Source organism: Nocardia sp. CY41, from assembly GCF_009829325.1.
In the GTDB taxonomy this organism is placed as follows: domain Bacteria; phylum Actinomycetota; class Actinomycetes; order Mycobacteriales; family Mycobacteriaceae; genus Nocardia.
Genome location: NZ_VUOS01000032.1, coordinates 1 through 18,386 on the forward strand (window position 1 = coordinate 1; position 18,386 = coordinate 18,386).

At 66.6% G+C, this 18,386-nt stretch carries 19 protein-coding genes and 1 pseudogene; 9 read left to right on the top strand and 11 right to left on the bottom strand.

Translation table 11 applies throughout. The features are described from left to right. Positions 1 to 178: Clp protease N-terminal domain-containing protein (locus tag GVY64_RS30750; protein ID WP_159846037.1), on the bottom strand; the 178-nt coding region annotated here is incomplete at its 3' end. A 303-nt stretch (positions 179 to 481) separates the two neighbouring features. Here GVY64_RS30750 and GVY64_RS30755 point away from each other — a divergent pair. Together GVY64_RS30755 and GVY64_RS30760 are read left to right on the top strand one after the other, a co-directional pair. Then, positions 482 to 1,201, top strand: a complete 720-nt coding sequence (locus GVY64_RS30755; protein WP_159849185.1) for an alpha/beta hydrolase — start codon at positions 482 to 484, stop codon at positions 1,199 to 1,201. A 165-nt stretch (positions 1,202 to 1,366) separates the two neighbouring features. After that, complete coding sequence (locus GVY64_RS30760; protein ID WP_159849187.1) at positions 1,367 to 1,987, top strand: hypothetical protein; 621 nt, start codon at positions 1,367 to 1,369, stop codon at positions 1,985 to 1,987. Between the two features lie 116 nt (positions 1,988 to 2,103). On the opposite strand, the gene GVY64_RS38935 is transcribed toward GVY64_RS30760, so the two are convergent. From GVY64_RS38935 to GVY64_RS30795, 8 genes and pseudogenes are all read right to left on the bottom strand, one after another. Further along, positions 2,104 to 2,493 carry a recombinase family protein gene (locus GVY64_RS38935; protein ID WP_328821032.1) on the bottom strand — a complete coding sequence of 130 codons (390 nt, stop codon included), beginning with the start codon at positions 2,491 to 2,493 and terminating at the stop codon, positions 2,104 to 2,106. A 208-nt stretch (positions 2,494 to 2,701) separates the two neighbouring features. Further along, on the bottom strand, positions 2,702 to 3,181 hold the full coding sequence (locus GVY64_RS30770; protein ID WP_159849189.1) for a MarR family winged helix-turn-helix transcriptional regulator: 480 nt from the start codon (positions 3,179 to 3,181) through the stop codon (positions 2,702 to 2,704). After that, positions 3,181 to 3,918, bottom strand: a complete 738-nt coding sequence (locus GVY64_RS30775) for an alpha/beta fold hydrolase (protein WP_159849191.1) — start codon at positions 3,916 to 3,918, stop codon at positions 3,181 to 3,183. Before GVY64_RS30775 ends, GVY64_RS30770 begins: the two co-directional genes overlap by 1 nt. A gap of 79 nt (positions 3,919 to 3,997) precedes the next feature. Continuing rightward, positions 3,998 to 4,489 (bottom strand): transposase, encoded by a 492-nt coding sequence (locus GVY64_RS38155; RefSeq protein ID WP_236567396.1) that lies wholly within the window; start codon positions 4,487 to 4,489, stop codon positions 3,998 to 4,000. Continuing rightward, a pseudogene (locus tag GVY64_RS39235) lies at positions 4,478 to 4,856 on the bottom strand (Tn3 family transposase); the annotation flags it as partial. The gene GVY64_RS38155 and the pseudogene GVY64_RS39235, both read right to left, overlap by 12 nt. Before the next feature lie 150 nt (positions 4,857 to 5,006). Beyond that, positions 5,007 to 5,633, bottom strand: coding sequence for a DUF2267 domain-containing protein (locus tag GVY64_RS30785; RefSeq protein WP_159849193.1), 627 nt, complete (start codon positions 5,631 to 5,633; stop codon positions 5,007 to 5,009). A gap of 66 nt (positions 5,634 to 5,699) precedes the next feature. Beyond that, complete coding sequence (locus GVY64_RS30790) at positions 5,700 to 6,299, bottom strand: flavodoxin domain-containing protein (RefSeq protein WP_159849195.1); 600 nt, start codon at positions 6,297 to 6,299, stop codon at positions 5,700 to 5,702. 430 nt (positions 6,300 to 6,729) lie between these two features. After that, on the bottom strand, positions 6,730 to 7,308 hold the full coding sequence (locus GVY64_RS30795) for a CBS domain-containing protein (RefSeq protein ID WP_159849197.1): 579 nt from the start codon (positions 7,306 to 7,308) through the stop codon (positions 6,730 to 6,732). A 257-nt stretch (positions 7,309 to 7,565) separates the two neighbouring features. Between GVY64_RS30795 and GVY64_RS30800 the strand changes: the two genes are divergently transcribed. Both GVY64_RS30800 and GVY64_RS30805 read left to right on the top strand, forming a co-directional pair. Beyond that, positions 7,566 to 8,324, top strand: a complete 759-nt coding sequence (locus GVY64_RS30800; protein ID WP_159849199.1) for a hypothetical protein — start codon at positions 7,566 to 7,568, stop codon at positions 8,322 to 8,324. After that, positions 8,324 to 8,599 (top strand): hypothetical protein, encoded by a 276-nt coding sequence (locus GVY64_RS30805; RefSeq protein WP_159849201.1) that lies wholly within the window; start codon positions 8,324 to 8,326, stop codon positions 8,597 to 8,599. Before GVY64_RS30800 ends, GVY64_RS30805 begins: the two co-directional genes overlap by 1 nt. Before the next feature lie 139 nt (positions 8,600 to 8,738). Here the strand turns inward: GVY64_RS30805 and GVY64_RS30810 are convergent, their stop codons facing one another. Next, a complete protein-coding gene (locus GVY64_RS30810) occupies positions 8,739 to 10,142 on the bottom strand; it encodes a wax ester/triacylglycerol synthase domain-containing protein (protein ID WP_159849203.1) in 1,404 nt (467 codons plus the stop codon). 53 nt (positions 10,143 to 10,195) lie between these two features. Continuing rightward, entirely contained in the window at positions 10,196 to 10,453 is a 258-nt protein-coding gene (locus GVY64_RS30815) for an SHOCT domain-containing protein (protein WP_442939653.1), read from the bottom strand. Between the two features lie 418 nt (positions 10,454 to 10,871). Here GVY64_RS30815 and GVY64_RS30820 point away from each other — a divergent pair, with 418 nt between their 5' ends. The 5 genes from GVY64_RS30820 (at position 10,872) to GVY64_RS30840 (ending at position 18,106) form a co-directional block, all read left to right on the top strand. Then, on the top strand, positions 10,872 to 11,021 hold the full coding sequence (locus GVY64_RS30820; protein ID WP_159849207.1) for a hypothetical protein: 150 nt from the start codon (positions 10,872 to 10,874) through the stop codon (positions 11,019 to 11,021). A 98-nt stretch (positions 11,022 to 11,119) separates the two neighbouring features. Then, positions 11,120 to 13,747, top strand: a complete 2,628-nt coding sequence (locus GVY64_RS30825; RefSeq protein WP_159849209.1) for a cation-translocating P-type ATPase — start codon at positions 11,120 to 11,122, stop codon at positions 13,745 to 13,747. Between the two features lie 134 nt (positions 13,748 to 13,881). Then, positions 13,882 to 14,331, top strand: a complete 450-nt coding sequence (locus GVY64_RS30830; protein WP_159849211.1) for an Hsp20/alpha crystallin family protein — start codon at positions 13,882 to 13,884, stop codon at positions 14,329 to 14,331. Between the two features lie 363 nt (positions 14,332 to 14,694). Continuing rightward, positions 14,695 to 16,146, top strand: a complete 1,452-nt coding sequence (locus GVY64_RS30835; protein ID WP_159849213.1) for a GNAT family N-acetyltransferase — start codon at positions 14,695 to 14,697, stop codon at positions 16,144 to 16,146. Between the two features lie 121 nt (positions 16,147 to 16,267). Next, entirely contained in the window at positions 16,268 to 18,106 is a 1,839-nt protein-coding gene (locus GVY64_RS30840) for an AMP-dependent synthetase/ligase (RefSeq protein ID WP_159849215.1), read from the top strand. Positions 18,107 to 18,386 lie beyond the last annotated feature (280 nt).

The following is an 18,386-nucleotide window of genomic DNA, read 5'->3' on the forward strand; positions in this document are numbered from 1 at the left end:
CGGTCGCCGGATCCGTTCCGACGGCCTTCAGCAAGGGCGCGGCGATGCCGTCGGTCTGGTCCAGCAACGCCACCAGCAAGTGCGCCGGACGAATCTCCGGGTTGCCCGCGGCGGAGGCCGCCTGCAGAGCGGCAGTCAGCGCCGCCTGGGTCTTGGTGGTGGGATTGAACGAGTCCATGCCCCCATTACTATTCCCGGAACGGGATGGTCGAAAAGAGCATTCGGTCGAGGAAACCGGCGACCAACGCCACTGACGGCGCACCCGTGCCGGGCGAAAACCGGATCGGGAGTGAGTAAGCTGCCGGCTGAAGTGTTCTCGCCAGGCAGGGCCGCCATGATGGAACGTCACGATTCGTCGCCCATGCGGGCCGACAGAGATGGAAGGCGGGTCCGTACCCGCGATCTGACACTTCGAGGCAAGCAGGGGGAGATACCCGTCCGAGACTATTTCCCGCAACACCCGCGTGCGGGTGCCGCAGCCGTGCTGTGGCTGCACGGCGGCGGCTTCGTGTGGGGAAACTTGGATCAGGTCGAATCCCACCTCGTCGCACTGCGATTGGCGGAATCCGGGCGCAGGGTGCGGACGGTCGACTACCGGCTCGCGCCCCGCCTGCCCTGGAGCCGCTCCTCCACGGTCAACCACTATCCCGCCGGGCTGGACGACGTGGTCGACGCGGGGCGCGCGCTGGCGTCCGAATGTGGCGCGATCGTGGTCGGCGGCGCAAGCGCGGGCGCCTGCCTCGCCGTCACGGCCGCGCAGCGGCTTCCCGGTGTGGCCGGACTGCTGCTGTGCTACGGCATCTTTCACGCCGAGCTGCCGCCGCTGCCGGAGTCGGTGCGCGTGGCCGTGCGCGGGCTGGCCGGATACCGGAAGTTGTCCCCGCCCGCCGTCCACCGGATGAACCTCGATTACGTCGGCAACGAGGACCTGTTGACCAGCGGCGCGTTCCCCGGCGGCCGCGACCTGAGCGGCTTGCCGCCCGCTCTGATGCTCGACGCCGACCATGACACTATTCGCGCCTCGGGAGATCGCTTCGCCGCCGAACTCGCCGCCGCCGGTGTCCCGGTGTCGTACACGGTTGTACCGCATTCCTGGCACGGATATCTCAATCGCGCTCAGCTCAACGGATTCCGACTCGCGCTCGACGCGATGACAACGTGGCTGGCCGCGCGGGACTCGGGCGGGCAATGGCCACGCTAGCTCGGCCGATTCAGGCTCGCGCGGAGTCGAACGGCGGCGACGTCAGGTGACCTTGTTCTCTGGCCTGGTCCGCATACGCCTGATGGACTCGATAAGCGCGGACACACACGGCAGAGAAGGTGCGATGACGGCTGATTCGCAAGCGCCGGACGGAACCGGAGCACCATGAACCCGGCGCTGTACTACCTGGCATTCATCGCGGTGATTTTCGCGGTGAACCTCATGCCCGCATTCGGTCCGCCCGGCGCGCTGGTTGTGGCGCTCCTCGGGTTGAACTGGCACCTGGAGCCGGTCGCCGTGGTCATCCTCGGCGCCTTCTCCTCCGGAGCCGGTCGCTACCTGCTGGCAGTCGCCACAAACCGCATCCGCGACCACCTCGGCGACCGCCGCAAGGCCTCTCTCGAGGCCGCCACCCGGTACGTCACCAGCCACACCGCGTGTTCCCTCACCGGACTCGCCGTATTCGTGGTGTCACCGTTGCCGTCCGCGCAGATGTTCGAAGCGGCCGGCCTGATGGGCGTGCGATTGCTCCCGATAACCCTCGCGCACATCGCGGGCAGACTCGTCAGCTATTCGTTCTATGTCGCGGCGACCACCGTCGCAGAGCAAGAACTCAGCGACACATTCCTCGATGCGCTCACTTCACCTTTCGGAATAGCAATTCAGGTCGCGCTTCTCGCCGCCGTCGTCCTGTTCGCCCGAGTCGACTGGCTCGAGTATCTGCCGAAGGCGGTAGAACGCGGTCGGGAACCGCGAATCGAGGAGGCGGCTGAACCGCACCGATGAAGTTTCCCGAAGCAGCATCCGCGGCGGGCGTGCGCGCCGGGGTTCGACTCGCGGCCCGGCCGCCGGTTCCACAATCCAGCGACGCCCGGGCCGCTGTGGCGTTGCCCGGAATCGCGCTAGCGATCACGGTCGCGGAACGTTGTGGGCCACAGTCGGTCCACGTAATTTCGCCGCAGCCGCAGCCGCAGCCGCAGCCGCAGCCGCAGCCGCAGCCGCAGCCGCAGCCGCAGCCGCAGCACGGTACGGGATAGCACCTCAGAGATCGCCCTCGGGAGCCGTGAAGGGGTAGGCCCTGGTAGGGGCGGCGAATTCAGGGGTGACTGCGGCGGTGACCAGCGCGTGCAGCAGGCCGGCCGCTCGATGAGGTGCTCGAGGGAGCGTCCGAGCCGGTCGAGCTTGGTGACCACCAGTTGATCTTTGGGCCGGTTGGCAACCAGCACGGCTTTGCTCAGCTCCGGCCGGGAGGCCAGTTTGCCGGAGGCTTTGCGATGAAGATCTGTTCGCACCCGGCCGCAGCGAGCGCGTCGTGCTGGGCTTGGGGTGCTGGTCGCAGGTGGAGACCCGCCCGTAGCCGATTCGCATGGCGCGCAGTGTATTCCGAACCCCCGACAGGTTGACGTTGGCGCGTGCACGGCAACCGTTACAGATCCGGCCTGCGGATACTTGCTGCGGCCGAGAGTGTCTCGTGAACGATCGTTTACGATACTCGCTGGTTTACGTGTCGGGGTGAGCTTTCGGTGAGGTTGTGGCCCGGCGGGCCAGGGCTTGGCCGGCGGGGGTGCTACCGACAAATGACCATAGGAACCCCGTGATCTGGTCTGTGTCGTATCGGTCGCTGGCGTGGTCGATGCTCTCGTACAGGTGTTCTTCGATCTCGGTGATCAGCGCCGCCAAGCGGGCGCCTTCGACGGTAAGTGACAGTTCGATGTGGCGGCGGTCGTATTCGGAGGGTTGCCGTCGGACGATGCCGGCGGTGGCAAGCCGGTCGACCAAGCGGCTGGGACTGTTCCCGCTTTCGCAGACCAGCAGATCACCGAGACCGTTGAGGGTCAGCGGCTGCCGCTCGTGTAGGACCCGGACGACCTCGGCTTGGGAAGGGGTCAGGCCGAGCGGTCGCAACGCCTGACCCAGCATCCGGTTGCCCTCTCGTTGAGCGGCCAGGATCAGGTAACGCAGTTCCTCGGCCCTGCGCATCAGATCGTCTCCTTCGCGCCGATCGCATCCATCAGAAAGTCTCCGACCGCACGGGCATAGGTGTGCGGGTGCGAGAAGCGGAACATGTGGCCGGTGCGGTCCAAGACGATCTCCCGGGCATCGGGGATACCTTCGCGCAGTACCGTGGCGGCATCTTCGCCAATCAGCACATCATGGGAGGGCGTGAGAATCAGCGTGGGCACCGTGATGTCGCGCAACCGGCCGGTGTAGTCGGCATTCAACGCCGCGACCACACGAGCGCCGAACGACGCGGCCGGGGTGTTGTCCAGAAAGAGCCGACGGCTATCGGCTTCCGACCACGGCACCTGGCCTTCTCCGTCATGTGGGGAGGCCAGGCGGTGGGCATGGGCGCGAAGCACCGCCTGACGGTAGATTCCGCCACGCATCTTCCCCATCAACCGCATGGCGGCCCGCCAGGGCGCCGATGAGATCGGATTTGCGGCGAAACCACCCGACAGCACCAGCGCCCGCAGGCCGGCAGGGCGCCGGACCGCGACCGCCAGTGCGATGTTGGCGCCGAAAGAGTCACCGACCAGTACGTAGTCCTTGAGATCGGCGACCTGCTCGGCCACTGCATCGGCATAGCGCTCGATATCGTCCACACCCTCCGGCAGCCGCATGGTCCGCAAGGGGTGGCCGGCCAACGGGGTGAGTTGCTCGAGATCCCAGGGTGCGCCGGAGAAGCAGGGGATGAAAACCAGGGTTGGAGTGCTCATGCCATTAGATTACACGACATATATGTCGTGTAATCTAATGGCATCTGTGATATGCGCCACTGGATGACGGATGTGGAAGTCATGTCCCGGCATCGGGCCACAAAATACGAGGCCGCGGTCGCAGGATCTCGAGGTCAGAAGAGCGCGTCGCGGACCTCAGCGGGCGGTAGCCGGTCGGGCCGAGCTGGGCAAGCTCGGCGTCGATATCGACCTCGATCGCACCGGAGAAGTTGATGTTCTCGCTGTGCGCGGGCGAGATGTGGGCCAGCACATCGGCGTAGATGCGGCGGCCGTGACGGCGCATCTGATCCACCGCCAGCCCGTAATACTCTGTGGTCCAGACAATTACCGCGTTCGTGGCCAAGGTCGAACACCAGGCTGGTTCGGTCTGGGCTTCGAGGTGACGGGCCCGGAGGGCGCCTTCCTGGGTGTAGATGAGGCCGCGTTCGAGGGCGTAGATGGATTCGCCCTTGTTGAGCTGGCGCGAGATCTTGCGCCGGTAGTCGGTGCGCGGCGCCGGCCGGTACAAGGTGATCTTGCCCAGGTCCCGGATGCGTGGGGACAGCTGCATCCCGAGCAAATCGAACAGCGCGAAATTCACCAGAGTGACCCCATGCGTGTCGGTCGCGTGCTCAGTGATCGGCACATCCGTTGCGTTGCACAAGATTTCACCAGAACGTAATGGGCTTCGCGGCGGGTGGTGACGATCACCTTGATGCCGTAGGTTGTGCTGGTCGGTGACGTGGGTATAGGTCGACAGGCCCTTCTTCTGCGATGAAGTGATTCACCGCGCGAGCAGTGGTGGACTTGCCGCGCGTGGGGAGCCGCTGTCCGTCCGAGGACGACAAGGTGCCGGTGCCGAACACCGTGGTCAGCGGCAGTCTCTGGTGGTAGCCGGTGATTGCCAGGTTCGCGGCGCGCAGGGTCTCCTCCCTCACATACCATTCCGAGGTCCAGGCCAGGATGTCGTCGATGGTCGATGTTGCTGTGTGGGCCGTGTCGAGGCCCTTGTGCGCGTCGTCGCCGCTGGTTCGAGCCGACTGGTGGTGACAGTGAGGGTGGTATGAACCGCGCTGTGTTTCGGATGGTCACGAGACACCTTTGCGATGACTGGGCCGATCAGCGGTGGGTGGCCTCGAATCGGTCAATCCTTGGGCGACGAGGATCCGTTGTGCCTGCTGGGCGGCGGATACCCGCGCCGCCTTGTGCGATTGACCGCCGGCCTGCTTCTCCAACCCTCGGACGAGCACCCCGACAGCGTCGGACAGTGCGCGCAGCCGGTTGTCGATTTCGTCGATGCGAGATGGCTCCGGCTGGGTGATGAGGTCCGCTTCCAACGTGCCTGCGAGTTCGCTGCCGAGCAGGATGCGCCGCAGATCCTCCGGCAGCAGCGCGAAGACGTGGTCGAGCTGTCCCGCGGAGACAAGCCGGCGAGCGTGTCGGTGACCGCACCGGCGAGCGCTGCCGCCTCGTCCCGCGAAACACCCGCCTCCTGGGCGAACTGGGCGAGGAATGAGGGCACGTCGTGCGGTGACCGGGACGTCGGCGGGAACCCAGCCCTCATAGAAGATGCCACGCAGCAGTTCGGGCAATTGAGCGCTCAGGTGGGCCGCCTCGTTGATACCGATGCGGTCACGGACCGTGTGCAGCCAGGCGCGCAGCGCACGGGTGTGCGAATGCCCGGTCCTCGGTGGCGAGTCCGTCAGCAATGGCACGCAGCCACTCGTGTGGTGTGAACCGCTGGTGCCAGGGGATCGCGGTGATAGCTCATGGGTGAGCCGTCACGGGTGGATCGTCGTGGAGCGGGGCTGCGGCAGCCGCAGACTCTGGGCGATGGTGTCCGTCCACGCGCGGATCGCCGCCCAGTCACGCAAGTCCCCGTAGTGGCCGCCGCCCATAAGCCGGTAGAGGATACGGGCGCGCAGGGAGATGCCCGTGCGTTCGTAACGTCCTGCGAACGCGCGGTAGTCGTGTGCCGCGATGGAATCGCGCAGGGTAGCGATCTTCTTCGGTACGATCCGGCCGGCGAGGCGGCCGATCGGCCCGCGCAGGGCGGGGCCGAGTCCCACACTGAAGAGCCAGACGTCGCGGCGGGAGAGCTCGTCACGGTGGTTGCGTACGTAGTCCGTGGCAGCGGGCAGAAAGTCCATATTGTGCACGGCGCTGCCCAGTACGAGTGTGTCGAAACGGGACAAGTCGGGGGCATGGTCGATATCGGCGAGTTCGACTGTCGCGTCGCGGCCCGCCAGTTCGTCGCTGATGAACTCGGCGATGTCGCGGGTCGAACCCTGTTCGGTCGCGTAGACGATCGCGATGCGGGGCTTTTCTGGTTCATGTCGAGAAGCCTCCTCGAACGCTTCGCGCTCGGTGGGAGGCCTCATGCCCGGGCCGACGGACCATGGTCACCGTCTGTTCCGCGGTAGGACGTGTCGTGGGGCAGGTTTGCGCTGCACAGGACGAAGCTTCCGACATGGGGGCACCGACCGTCCTCGCCAGGAGACGACGGAGGTCACTATTGGGGATGGCCGCTGCTTCTTCGGCGGCAACGCGATCGTCGGCGGCGGGCTGCCGTTGGCGGGTCGGGCTCGCTCTGGCGGACGGCCTACGGGACCGCTCGGTGGAGACGGTGCCTGTTCGGTGACGGTGCAGCAGGCAGCAGGCAGCTGGCAGCTGGCCGAAGGCTGTCCGCAACCCCGGCGCCGGGCAAGGCGAAGGTGGGCAGCGCCGGTCGAGTCGGTCGGCCACCTCGCGGCGATGATGAGCGGAGGCTGGGGCCGCGCCTTCCGGAGGATCTGGCCGTAGCGCGGCCGTTCAGCGGTCGGGCGCGATCCTCGCGTCGTCTATCACCTCGACGTCGTGTACACCGTCGACGGTGTCGGCGAGGGCGGCGATAACGTGTTGTTCGCTCGGGTCGGCGAAGATGCCGCGAATGGTGACCGCTCCCTCGGCCACGTCGATGGACCACTGCCGACGGCTGCCGGCGTATTCGTCCAGTAGCACTCGGATCTTCGCCTCGAGGGTGGCGTCGTCACTGATCAGAGCGCGCAGCAGGTCGCGACGGGACACGATCCCGACGAGCAGGCCGGCCTCGACGACCGGCATCGACCGCAGATGTCCGGCGAGCAGGCGGGAAGCGATCGTCGAGGTATCGGTGCCGGGCGTGATCACCTCGGCCGGGACCGACATCACCGCTTCGACGGTGGCGCTCGCCATGCTGGGACCGACTCCCAGCGCGTCGGATTCGGAGAGCATGCCGATCACCCGGCCCTGCTCGTCGACGACCGGCAGCGCGGCGAAACCATGTGCGGTCAGCAGCGCGGTCGCCTCGCGCAGCGGTGTCTCCGGCCGCACCGTCACCACGGGCCTGCTGAGTACGTCGCGTGCGTACATCGGTATCACCTCACGGATGCGAGGATGTTGGACGGCGAACCGGACTTTCCCGAGGACATGTGCCCAGCCTGACGGGGTGCGCGCGGATCCGGGAGAGGCGTCCTACCTTCGGCACGCGGGACCAACGTCCTCTTCCAGGGTCTTGCGGAGATCACGGAACGGCCGCCGGATGGTGACTTTCGCTTCTGTGGGAGCGCGCGTGCGGCGCAAAGAATCGAGGTAGGGAATTCAAAAGCCGGTGCGCCGGGGAGGTATTTGTGACGACCACCAGGTACGAGAGACCAGGACTGGGCGCATCGGCGCTGTTGACGGCATTGCGGCTGCCGGTCGGGTTACAGCAGACGATCGGCGAGTTGCGGTACCGAGGGCGAGCATCCGGGCGGCATATCGCCCTGCCGGTGTCGTATGTGCGGGTGGGCGACAGCGTAGTCGTCCGAGTGGCGAACGCCGCCACGAAGACATGGTGGCGGAACTTCCGGTCACCGCATCCGGCGTCGATCCGGATCAACGGTGTCTGGTTGACAGGTATAGGACACGTTGTGGCGCCGGGATCGCTGGAACACGAAAAGGCGGACGCGGTGTACCAGAACGCGCATCCACGGCACCGGATCGACGTGGATGATCCGTACGTGGTGATCGATGTAGGTGCGGAGAAGACGACGCCGTCGCGCCGGGAGCTGAGTCGTCGCTGGCTCGTCGCGGTCACCGCTGGTGAAACTCTCGGCTTCGCCGCACCGGCTGCGGCGGGTGCGCTGACCGTCGACTCGGCGCCTGGGGTGATCGCGGCCGCACTGCTGATCGCGGCCGCGATCGAAGGCGGCGTGCTCGCCATTTTCCAGAGTCGCGTACTGCGCTGGTGGTTGCACGAATTCTCAACCCGCGACTGGGCATGGCCACGGTGGCCGGTGCGCTCGCCGCGTGGACCGTGGGGCTGGTGCCGGTACTCTACGGAGAGCGATTGGGCAATTGGCCGGCCGCTGTCCAGGTGCCGGCGGTCGCCGCGGGGGCGCTTGTGATGGTGTTCGCGATCGGCGTCGCGCAGTGGTATGTGTTACGGCGCTGGTCGGATCGTGCAGTGCTGTGGATCTGGGGCAACGCGGTCGGCTGGATCGCGGGGCTGGCCGCCTTCACCACGGTCACGACCCCGTTGTGGCGGGCAGGGCAGTCGACGACGGTCACGGCCGTGATCGGAGCACTGGGAGGCGTTGTGATGGCCGCGGTAGTGGCGGTGACGACCGGGACGTTCCTCGTGCGCATCCTTGTGCCCGGGCATCCACGGGCTTCCGTGTGACCGCGGCGGCGGCACTCACCTCGGCGGAGACGGCGGGGCCGCCAGACCTCGAACCAGATCGCTCCGGTCCGCACTCCTGTCACACTGGTCAGAACGGCCAGGTGGAAGAGTGCGACCGCCGCGGTCCGTGCACAACCGATCACACGGGTGTCGAGCGAGGTGCTTCGGCGGGGAGGTCGGCGCCGTCCTCTGCTGCGCCCTCGGCGCCGAGACGAAGCACGGTGGTGAAACCGGCGGCGAGGCAGTCGGTCAAGATCGCGATGTCGGGGATCGCGGCGGTATCGGCGTTGATCGCGACGTAGCAGGTTCCGGCATGCGAGGTCAGGGTGACGTTGACGGCCGTGCCGATGGTGGGACCGAAGGCGTACATCCGGTCGATCCGCGCCCCGGCGATATAGAGCGGCACCGGGGAACCCGGGACGTTGGACGCGAGGAAGTCGATATGTTTGAGCATCTCGGTGAGCAGTCCGGCAGGCAGCCGGTTGAACGCCGCGGCGACGGCGCCGGACAGCGGTATCGCCGGCTCGCGCCGCCAACCGGCGACCGCGGCGTCCACGGCGCGCATCAAGTCCGCGGTGTCCGGGATGTCGGCCGGCAACGCGAAACGAGCGAGAGTGATCCGATTGCCGCCGAGCGGATCATCGGCTGTGCGAAGGCTGATCGGCATGGTCACCCGCAGCTGGTCGACTCTCGCCCCGTGCCGATCGTGATACATACGTAGCCCGATGACCAACGCGGTCAGGAACGCATCGTTCATGGTGCAGCCGACCACCCGCGCGGCACGGCGTAGCTGCTCGACGGGAGCGTCCAGTACTGCCAGCCGGCGACGGAGGCTGCGCTCGGTCATCACCGGCGACAGCGTCGCGGTGACGGGCTGGGCCAAGCGAATCAACGAGGTCGCCAGCGCGGCACCATCGCGCGCCGCCCGGGCGGGATGAGTGACAGCCCGCCACGCGGTCCGCGGCGTGACCCGCACACCGCCGCGAAGAAGATCCGAGCCGACCGACCAGTTCCACGCCAGGATGTCGCGGAACGCGCCGTCACGGTCCTGCGGCGGCTCGGGCGGATGGCCGCGATCGGTGCCCGTCCGATCGAAATCGAGCAGCGCTGTGGCGATCTGAATACCACCGATGCCATCGGTGAGGCTGTGATGCACCGTCATCACCAGCGCGCATCCCGCGCCGTCCAAGCCGCTGAGCAACGTCGAGCGCCAGAGTGGCCGGGCCGGGTCGAACGCGGTCATCGCTTCGGTTCGGGCGAACTCGAGCACCGCGGAGAGGTCCGCCGGTGCCGGCAACGCGGAACGGCGCAGGTGCCAGGACAGGTCGAAATCCGAATCGAGTACCCACCGCGGCGGGGCGAGACCGAACGGCACGGTGGCCAGCCGATGCCGCAACCTCGGCACGATGCGGGTGCCGCGATCGATCGTGTCCACCAAACGTTCCCAGTTCGGATCGGTGTCGAGAATCAGGACCGAGACGATTGTCGACCGTAGCGCCGGATCACGTTCCATGTTCCAGGAGAACAGGTCCGATTGGGACATGTGGGATTCGCGAGTGGCCATCGCCTGCTGCCTTCGAACCATGCCGGTACGCCTCAGGTGGATGTGGCGCTGTTGAGGGTTTTCAATCGCCGGGTGTATTCCTCGTCGTCGATCTCGCCACGGGCGTAACGGTCGGCGAGCACCTGCTGCGGAGTGGGGCCATATGGCACCGTGCGCTGCCCCTGCGAGGGGGCCGCGGTGTAGCGGACCAGTGCCACGATGCCGACGATGACCAGGACCCAGAAGATCACCATGCTGATGGCCATCAGGCCATATCCCCATCCGGTCATTCCGTTGCCGTACCAGAACATCACCGCAGTCTCTCCTTCACTTCGGGTGTTCGGTTCTTTCACTGTGCGCGCCGTACACCGATCGGGATACGGCCGAACAGCACTATTCGGGCGGGACGAGAGTCATCTGTCACCAGTCGTGGCCGAGAACGCGACCCGGTCGAGCCGGACATGCCGGCGGCTATCAGCCCGAGGTCATCCGGGTACGCCAGAATATGGGTCTCGCGTCGGCTGGGCGGAAATGCGAAGAGGGCGCCATGGGCGCCGGATTCGACGCTGCCGAGACGCTGTCTCACGCCAGACGCCGAAGGGGCAAAGGTCCTGGTGTTCTCCTGCTTTTGCCCCGCGCGACGGCACGCGGGGTGGGGCAGACTCGGATCGGAGGACCGCCACACGCGCTGGTGGTCGACGCTGTCGCGGCACGAAGGATGTAACAGGTATGGCTGCCGGTGAAGTGATCGCGGTCGTAGTCGTCGGCATTGTGGTCGCCGCGGCGTTGTGTGTGGTCGCGCTCCTGATCGCGGTCTGGTGGACGCGCCGCCATCCCGATCACCGTCACCGGAAGACCCATCGCAGGATCGGTGCGTAGATGATCACCCAGTGGGTGTGCTCATGAGCGAGCGAGCGAACGACAGGCACGGCCGCGATCGCGGTCTTGTCGGAGCCGCGCGCCGGCAAGGCACGGGCATGAGCGCCGTCGACCTGGTTACCGGACGGCACGGCCTGACCGCCGCCGAAGTGGCCCGCCGACAGGAGCTGGAGGGTCTCAATGCGCTGCCCGTGCGGCGCGCGACTCCGGCTTGGCGGCGGTTCGCGGGTGAGATGGTGCATTTCTTCGCCCTGCTGTTCTGGGTGGCCGGCGCGCTGGCATTCGTAGCCGGGATGCCGCAGCTGGGCATCGCGGTGTTCGTCGTGGTGGTGCTGAACGGGCTTTTCGCATTTGTGCAAGAGCAGCGGGCCGAGCATGCCGCCGAGCGGTTGCGCAACCTGCTGCCTCGCAAAGTGACCGTGGTGCGCGACGCGGCCGTCGTTCAGGTGCCCGCCGATCAGCTCGTCACCGACGACGTGGTCTTGCTCGCCGAGGGCGACCGCGTCTCGGCGGACCTGCGCCTGGATCGGGCACATGCGCTGGCAGTGGACACCTCGGCGCTCACCGGTGAAAGCGTGCCTGAACATCCCGGCACGGGCGATGGGGTGTACGCGGGCTGTTTCATCGTCGAAGGCGAAGCCCAGGCAATTGTGGTGGCGATCGGGGAGCGGACCCGGCTGGCCGGTATCGCGAAACTCACCCAGGCGCAGCGACCGGCGCTCACGCCACTGCGGCGGGAACTAGATCGGATCTCGCGGATCATCGCCGCCGTCGCGATCGTCGTGGGTGTCGTCTTCTTCTCGCTGGCGCTGCTGGTCGGTACCCCCGCCTCCGACGGGTTCCTGTTCGCCGTCGGCGTCACCGTGGCCGTCGTGCCCTGCGGGCTGCTGCCGACCGTCACGCTGTCGTTGGCCATGGGAGCGCAGCGGATGGCCGAACGACATGCGCTGGTTCGTCATCTCGAGGCGGTGGAGACGCTCGGCTCCACCACGCTGATCTGCACCGACAAGACCGGAACCCTCACCCAGAACGAGATGTCGGTGGTCGAGGTCTGGATGCCGGGCGGGGCGGCGACGATCTCCGGAGACGGCTACGAACCGACCGGCGAGGTGACCTGCACGCCGACGGACGGGCTGGCTTCGCTGCGGGAGCTGGCTCGGGCCGCCCGCCGCTGCTCCTCGGGGCGAGCGGCGCACCGAGATGGGGAGTGGGTCGCGCAGGGCGATCCGATGGAGGCGGCATTGGACGTCCTCGCCCGTCGAGCCGGTATCGACGAGGACGCCGGTACGCGTCCCGAACGCGCCCGATTCCCGTTCGACGCGCGGCGACGACGAATGTCGGTCGTCGTCGACGACCGCGTACTCGTCAAAGGCGCACCTGATGCGATCTTCTCCCGCTGCATGCCGCAACCGCGGGCGACCGACGCGCTGCACCGGCTGGCCGGGCGCGGGTTGCGGGTGATCGCGGTGGCTGCCCGGCAGCTAACCGGCCCCCTGCCCACGACGGCGGACGAGGCGGAAGCCGAACTGACTCTGCTGGGGCTGGTCGCATTGGAGGATCCGCCGCGCCGGGGAGCGGCCGCCGCGCTGGCCGCATGCCGCCGCGCCGGCATCCAGGTCGTCATGATCACCGGCGACCATCCGGAGACTGCCCGCGCGATCGCCCGTGAGGTTGGTCTGGGCGGCCTTGGAACCCCGGTGTACACCGGTCACGAGCTGCCCAGTGCACCAGCGGAGTTGGGGGAGTTGCTGGACCGGGACGCTGCCGTCGTCGCACGGGTGACACCGGAGGACAAACTCCGCATCGCGCGAGCCCTGCAGGCGCGCGGTCACGTCGTCGCGATGACCGGTGACGGCGTCAACGACGCACCCGCGCTACGCGAAGCCGCCATCGGCGTCGCCATGGGCAAGTCCGGAACCGATGTGGCGCGTGAGGCGTCGGATCTGGTGTTGCTCGACGACGACTTCGGCACCATCGTGGCCGCCGTCGAACAGGGAAGAGCCACGTTCGCCAACATCCGCCGGTTCCTCACCTACCATCTCACCGACAACGTCGCCGAACTGGCTCCGTTCGTGGCCTGGGCATTGTCCGGTGGCACATTCCCGCTCGCCATCGGTGTGCTGCAGGTGCTGGCCCTCGACATCGGCACCGATGTGCTGCCCGCACTGGCGCTCGGCGCCGAACCGCCGGCACCGCACGTGCTCGAACGGCCGCCGGCGCGCGGCCATCTGCTCGACCGCAAGCTGTTCGCCCGGGCGTTCGGCGTCCTGGGCCCGGTGGAGGCGGCGATCGGTCTGGCGGTGTTCGTCGTCTCGTTCCTGGCCGCCGGCTGGCGACCAGGCGAATCCTTCCCTACCGGGCCCGTGTTGGCGGCGAGCTCCGGCGCTGCCTTCACCGAGATCGTCTTCGGGCAGGTGGCGAACGCTTTCGCCTGCCGCAGCACGATCCGGCCGGTGTGGCGGATACCGCTGAGCACCAATCGGCTGCTGCTGTCGGCCGTCGTCGCCGAGATCAGCATGCTCGCCGCATTCCTGTACATACCACCGCTCGCCCACCTGCTCGACCAGTCCGGCCCGACCGGAACCGGCGCGCTGGTCGCACTGTCCGCTATACCCGCAGTTGTGGCGGCCGACGCTCTACAGAAGCACTTCTCGCGCCGACCCCGCGGCCGCATGAGCTACTCTTTACCCGGTAAGGCGACGAAGTTGCCTGATCCCGCCACATGATCTCATCTCTTCGAAGCGAGATTCCTGTTCAGGGACCGGAGTCCTCGGAGGAAGGACCGTAGGCCCTACTGCTCGGTGCGGGCGCCGCGTGGAATCGAAGAGTCATCAACCACTCTCTTGGCTGGAGTCGCGCTATGAGCATCCTTTCCTCTCGCCATGCATTGCTACCGACCTGGCCCGCACTGCCCGATTGGTCCGATCTGATGGCCAGGTTGGAGTCAAGGCCCCCCTGGACCTCGCTCGAGGGCCACATGATTCGAGTCGAGGAGAATCTCGAGAAGGGCCGGTACACGTTGCGGGCCGAGCTGCCCGGGGTGGACCCGGCCAAAGACGTCGACATCAGCGTCCGGGAAGGACAGTTGACGATCAAGGCCGAACGCACGGAACGGAAGGAAGAAGGCACCCGCTCGGAATTTCACTACGGCAGTTTCTATCGGTCGATTCCGCTACCGGTCGGTGCGAAGGAAGACGACATCGACGCGTCCTACACCGACGGGATCTTGACGGTGACCGTGCCGGTGTCCGAGTCGGAGACCCCGGAGAAGCACATCGAAATCAAGAAGACCGGGAACGGACACAGCTGACCGCTGCGGAACCCGGGATGGCCTAGGCACACCGGCCGGCCGACACAGCGCATGCCGACCGCTGCTGCGGGTCAGCGTCAGTCGAGGCCTGCGGAGGGTCTGCCGACCATAGCCGGGATAAAGTGCCCAACGCCGCCCCCGCCATCGCCGCCTTGGCCGGCGTTGGGCACCTACGCTGCTGTCTCACGCCCTCGGCGGGGTCGGCGATGCATCGCCGACCGACGGGGCACACGGCCATCGGGAACTCGTTCAGTCCCGCCCGGATCACGTCGATGTGATGCGCGCGGACGGTCTTACTCGGCGGCCGGCGGCCAGTCGGCGGATTCGCGGAAGATGGTCAGCTCTCACGACGGGAGTAACCGCATGACCACACACGGGCATCGCCCGATCGTGGTGACCGTCGACCGACCGCCGATCGGGCGCGACGCCGCCCTGTGGTCCGCCCGCCTCGCCGAACGGCTGCACTGCACCCTGCGGGTCGTCTACATCGCCACCGCCACTCCTGACGTCTCGGCTGACATCCCAGCGACCGGACCCGAAGCGGCGGCTGGGACGGAACCTGGCGCGACAGCCGTTGTCGACGACACGGTCGCGGTCCTGCGCCGCGATCACCCCGACCTCGAGATCAGTGGTGAGTTGATCCACGGACCGGCTGCGCAGGCGTTGGCCACAGTTGGAGAGGACGCCCGGATGATAGTCCTCGGTCATCCCGACGTGGCGAAGCTCGACGTGCCGACGGCCGTAACGATGGTTACCGATCACGCCACTTGCCCGGTAACCGTCTGGCGGGGAGAGCGCGGCCAACTTCCAGACCAGCGCCCCGTGCTTCTCGCCGTGGACGACGACGGCGCCGACGCCGCGCTCGCCGCGTTCGGCTACGCCCATCTGTTCGGTGCATCGGTCATCGCCGTCAACGTCCAACCGGAGCAACACGAAACGGCCGCTCCGGTCCCTTCGACGAACCGGCACGCTCTCGACGCCCACCTGGCCGTGGCACGCGACGCCTTCCCCGACATCACCGTGTCCACCCTTGCCGACATCCCATATCGGTTGTTGAGCGAACGCACGACGGGTGCGCAACTGGTGGTCACCGGAACCGATGGTCGCGCGTCTCTTGCGGAAGTACCCGGTCTCGGTTCGTACTTGTTCCACCGCAGCCGGTGCCCCGTCATGATCTGTCCGCCGCGAATGGCCCCGGTGGGCCTCGGCGCGGATACGATCGCACCCACCGCCGGTACCGTACCGGCACCGTCTGCCCCGCTGATCTCCGGGATTACCGTCCGCGCATTGACGCCCGACGACCGGGACGCGGTCGCGTCGCTGCACGAGCAGATGTCGGCGCGCGATGCCTACCTGCGGTTCTTCACTGCCGCTCCGAAGCACATGGACGAGTTCGCGGAACAACTGTGCCGACACGACTCCACCCACCTCGCGCTCGGCGCTTTCGAAGGTGACGACCTGGTCGGAGTCGCCAATTACGTCGTCACCGACACCACCGCTGGACACATCACTGCGGAGATGGCACTGGCGGTCAACGCGCATGACCAGAAACACGGCATCGGCACATTGCTCGTACGGCGACTGGGCACGGCCGCCTACTTGCAGGGAGTGGCACATCTGACCGCCGAAATACTCGCGGAGAACACCCTCATGCTCGCGATCATCACCGAACAGGGGTGGAATGACGCGCTCCGATACGAGGGCGCCACCGTGCACTTCGATCTCGAACTCGAGGCCCACGAACACGAAGATCCGGAGACGCCTGTACTCCCACGTAAGGGAAATGCAGGCCAAGCATTCCGAAAAGGTCGATAGAGGACGTAGCGCCGCTCTCGCCGTCCGGACCGATTCCAGAATCATGCCGGGCTTTCTGGTACGCATGTTTTTCTCGTCCGAGCGCCTCATCGATCGGCCGAAGACTCCGTAGAATGAAGTGATGACGTTCCTCCGGGAATCCGAGGAACTTCCCGATCTCAGCAAGATCGAGCACCGGGCATCCTCGGTTGCCCAGATGCTTGTCGACCGCATCACCGCGACTCCGGACGCGGAGGCATTCCGATTCCCTGACAGCGAGCGCTGGGCCAGCGTGTCCTGGAAGCAGTTCGGTGACCGCGTCGACATCCTCGCCGCAGGGCTGATCGCATTGGGAATCCAAGCCGAGGACCGGGTCGCCCTCGTGTCGTCCACGCGGTACGAATGGGTGCTCGCCGACTTCGCCGTGATGTGCGCCGGTGCGGCCACCACCACCGTGTACCCCACCACCAACGCCCCCGGCGTCGCGTTCATCGTCGCCAACTCGGGCAGCCGTGTCGTCGTCGCCGAGGATCAGGCCCAAGTGGACAAACTGATCGAGCACCGCGCCGAGTTGCCCGACGTACGACAGGTGGTGATCTTCGACGGCGAGGGCGACGGAAACTGGGTGATCACTCTCTACGACCTCGAAGAGCGCGGACGCGCACTGCTCGCCGAATCGCCCGACGCGGTGGCCGACCGCATCCGCGGCATCCGGCCCGAGCACCTGGGCAGCATCATGTACACCTCTGGGACGACCGGCACCCCGAAGGGGGTAAGGCTGCCGCATTCGGCATGGACCTACAGCGCCGCAGCAATCGACGCGCTGCATGTTCTGGGCCCCGACGATCTGAACTTCTTGTGGCTGCCGCTGTCCCACGCGTTCGGCAAAGTGATGCTCGCGCTGTCACCGCTGATCGGCTATCCCACGGCGATCGACGGCCGGGTGGAGAAGATAGTGGACAACCTCACGATCCTGCACCCCACCATCGTGGCGGCCGCCCCGCGCATCTTCGAGAAGGCGCATGCCCGTATCGAGGGCATAGTGGCCGAAGAAGGCGGGATCAAGAAGAAGCTCTTCGACTGGGCCGTCGGCGTCGGCTTGAAAGTCTCGCGCGCGAGACAGGCCGGCAAGGAACCGTCGTCGCTGATTTCACTGCAGCACAAAGTCGCCGACAAGCTGGTGCTTTCCAAGGTCCGTGCACGCTTCGGTGGTCGGCTACGGTACTTCGTTTCGGCAGCGGCCCCCTTGGATCGCGATGTCGCGCAATGGTTCGACGCGATCGGCATCATCGTGCTCGAAGGTTACGGCCTGACCGAGACCGCGGCCGCCTCGTTCATCAACCGCCCGGAGGCATACCGGTTCGGAACGGTGGGCAAGCCGTTCCCCGGCACGGAGGTGAAGATCGCCGAGGACGGCGAGATTCTGCTCAGAAGCCCGGGTGTGATGAGCGGCTATCATGACCGCCCCGACGCCACCACCGAGACTTTCGACGCGTACGGCTGGTTCCGCACCGGCGACATCGGCGAGATCGACGCAGACGGCTTCCTGCATATCACCGACCGCAAGAAGGACTTGTTCAAGACCTCGCAGGGCAAGTACGTCGCGCCCTCCGCGATTGCCGCCACATTCAAGGGATTATGCCCGTACGCGGCGGAATTCATCGTCTACGGAGAGACCCGGCCCTATTGCGTCGCGCTGGTCGGCCTGGACGCCCAGAGCATCACCGAATGGGCCGGCAAGCACGGCCTGGCGGACAAACCGCTCGCCGACATCGCGCGGGACGAGAAGACCCACGACATGATCGCCGGCTACGTCGACCATCTGAACACCCAACTCAATCGCTGGGAACAGATCAAGAAATTCGACATCATCGATCACGAACTGTCTGTCGAGGCAGGCGATCTCACACCGAGCATGAAACTGCGCCGCAAGATAGTCATCGACAATCTAGCCGCCGGCATCGACGCCCTCTATCGCTGAAGTCGATCGCTGACCGTCACTTCGAATGTCGACCGCGCGGGGCGCGGTCGACATATAGCGACGTCTTCGATAGATCCGTCGGCACATCCTCCAGTTGCCCTGAGCGCGACACCGGATCAGCGCCGCCTTACTGCGCGATGGCCCCGACACTCTCACGCAAGACAAAGGTCACCGCCGGTCGGCCCGTTGTGCCCTATCCCGCTCGGTTACTCGCCGGGTTCGCTGAGCGTTACCGAGTCCTGCAACTTCGAGGGAGGGTGACTGTGTGTGAACGGTCGTT

What these genes read in the sequence shown, in the direction of transcription:
- GVY64_RS30810 (WP_159849203.1), bottom strand. Translation starts at nt 10,142, where the DNA reads ATGTCCCAATCGGACCTGTTCTCCTGGAACATGGAACGTGATCCGGCG.
- GVY64_RS30775 (WP_159849191.1), bottom strand. Translation starts at nt 3,918, where the DNA reads ATGAGCACTCCAACCCTGGTTTTCATCCCCTGCTTCTCCGGCGCACCC.
- GVY64_RS30790 (WP_159849195.1), bottom strand. Translation starts at nt 6,299, where the DNA reads ATGAGGCCTCCCACCGAGCGCGAAGCGTTCGAGGAGGCTTCTCGACAT.
- GVY64_RS38155 (WP_236567396.1), bottom strand. Translation starts at nt 4,489, where the DNA reads ATGCAGCTGTCCCCACGCATCCGGGACCTGGGCAAGATCACCTTGTAC.
- GVY64_RS30830 (WP_159849211.1), top strand. Translation starts at nt 13,882, where the DNA reads ATGAGCATCCTTTCCTCTCGCCATGCATTGCTACCGACCTGGCCCGCA.
- GVY64_RS30815 (WP_442939653.1), bottom strand. Translation starts at nt 10,453, where the DNA reads ATGTTCTGGTACGGCAACGGAATGACCGGATGGGGATATGGCCTGATG.
- GVY64_RS30820 (WP_159849207.1), top strand. Translation starts at nt 10,872, where the DNA reads ATGGCTGCCGGTGAAGTGATCGCGGTCGTAGTCGTCGGCATTGTGGTC.
- GVY64_RS30795 (WP_159849197.1), bottom strand. Translation starts at nt 7,308, where the DNA reads ATGTACGCACGCGACGTACTCAGCAGGCCCGTGGTGACGGTGCGGCCG.
- GVY64_RS30760 (WP_159849187.1), top strand. Translation starts at nt 1,367, where the DNA reads ATGAACCCGGCGCTGTACTACCTGGCATTCATCGCGGTGATTTTCGCG.
- GVY64_RS30825 (WP_159849209.1), top strand. Translation starts at nt 11,120, where the DNA reads ATGAGCGCCGTCGACCTGGTTACCGGACGGCACGGCCTGACCGCCGCC.
- GVY64_RS30835 (WP_159849213.1), top strand. Translation starts at nt 14,695, where the DNA reads ATGACCACACACGGGCATCGCCCGATCGTGGTGACCGTCGACCGACCG.
- GVY64_RS30805 (WP_159849201.1), top strand. Translation starts at nt 8,324, where the DNA reads ATGGTGTTCGCGATCGGCGTCGCGCAGTGGTATGTGTTACGGCGCTGG.
- GVY64_RS30770 (WP_159849189.1), bottom strand. Translation starts at nt 3,181, where the DNA reads ATGCGCAGGGCCGAGGAACTGCGTTACCTGATCCTGGCCGCTCAACGA.
- GVY64_RS30840 (WP_159849215.1), top strand. Translation starts at nt 16,268, where the DNA reads ATGACGTTCCTCCGGGAATCCGAGGAACTTCCCGATCTCAGCAAGATC.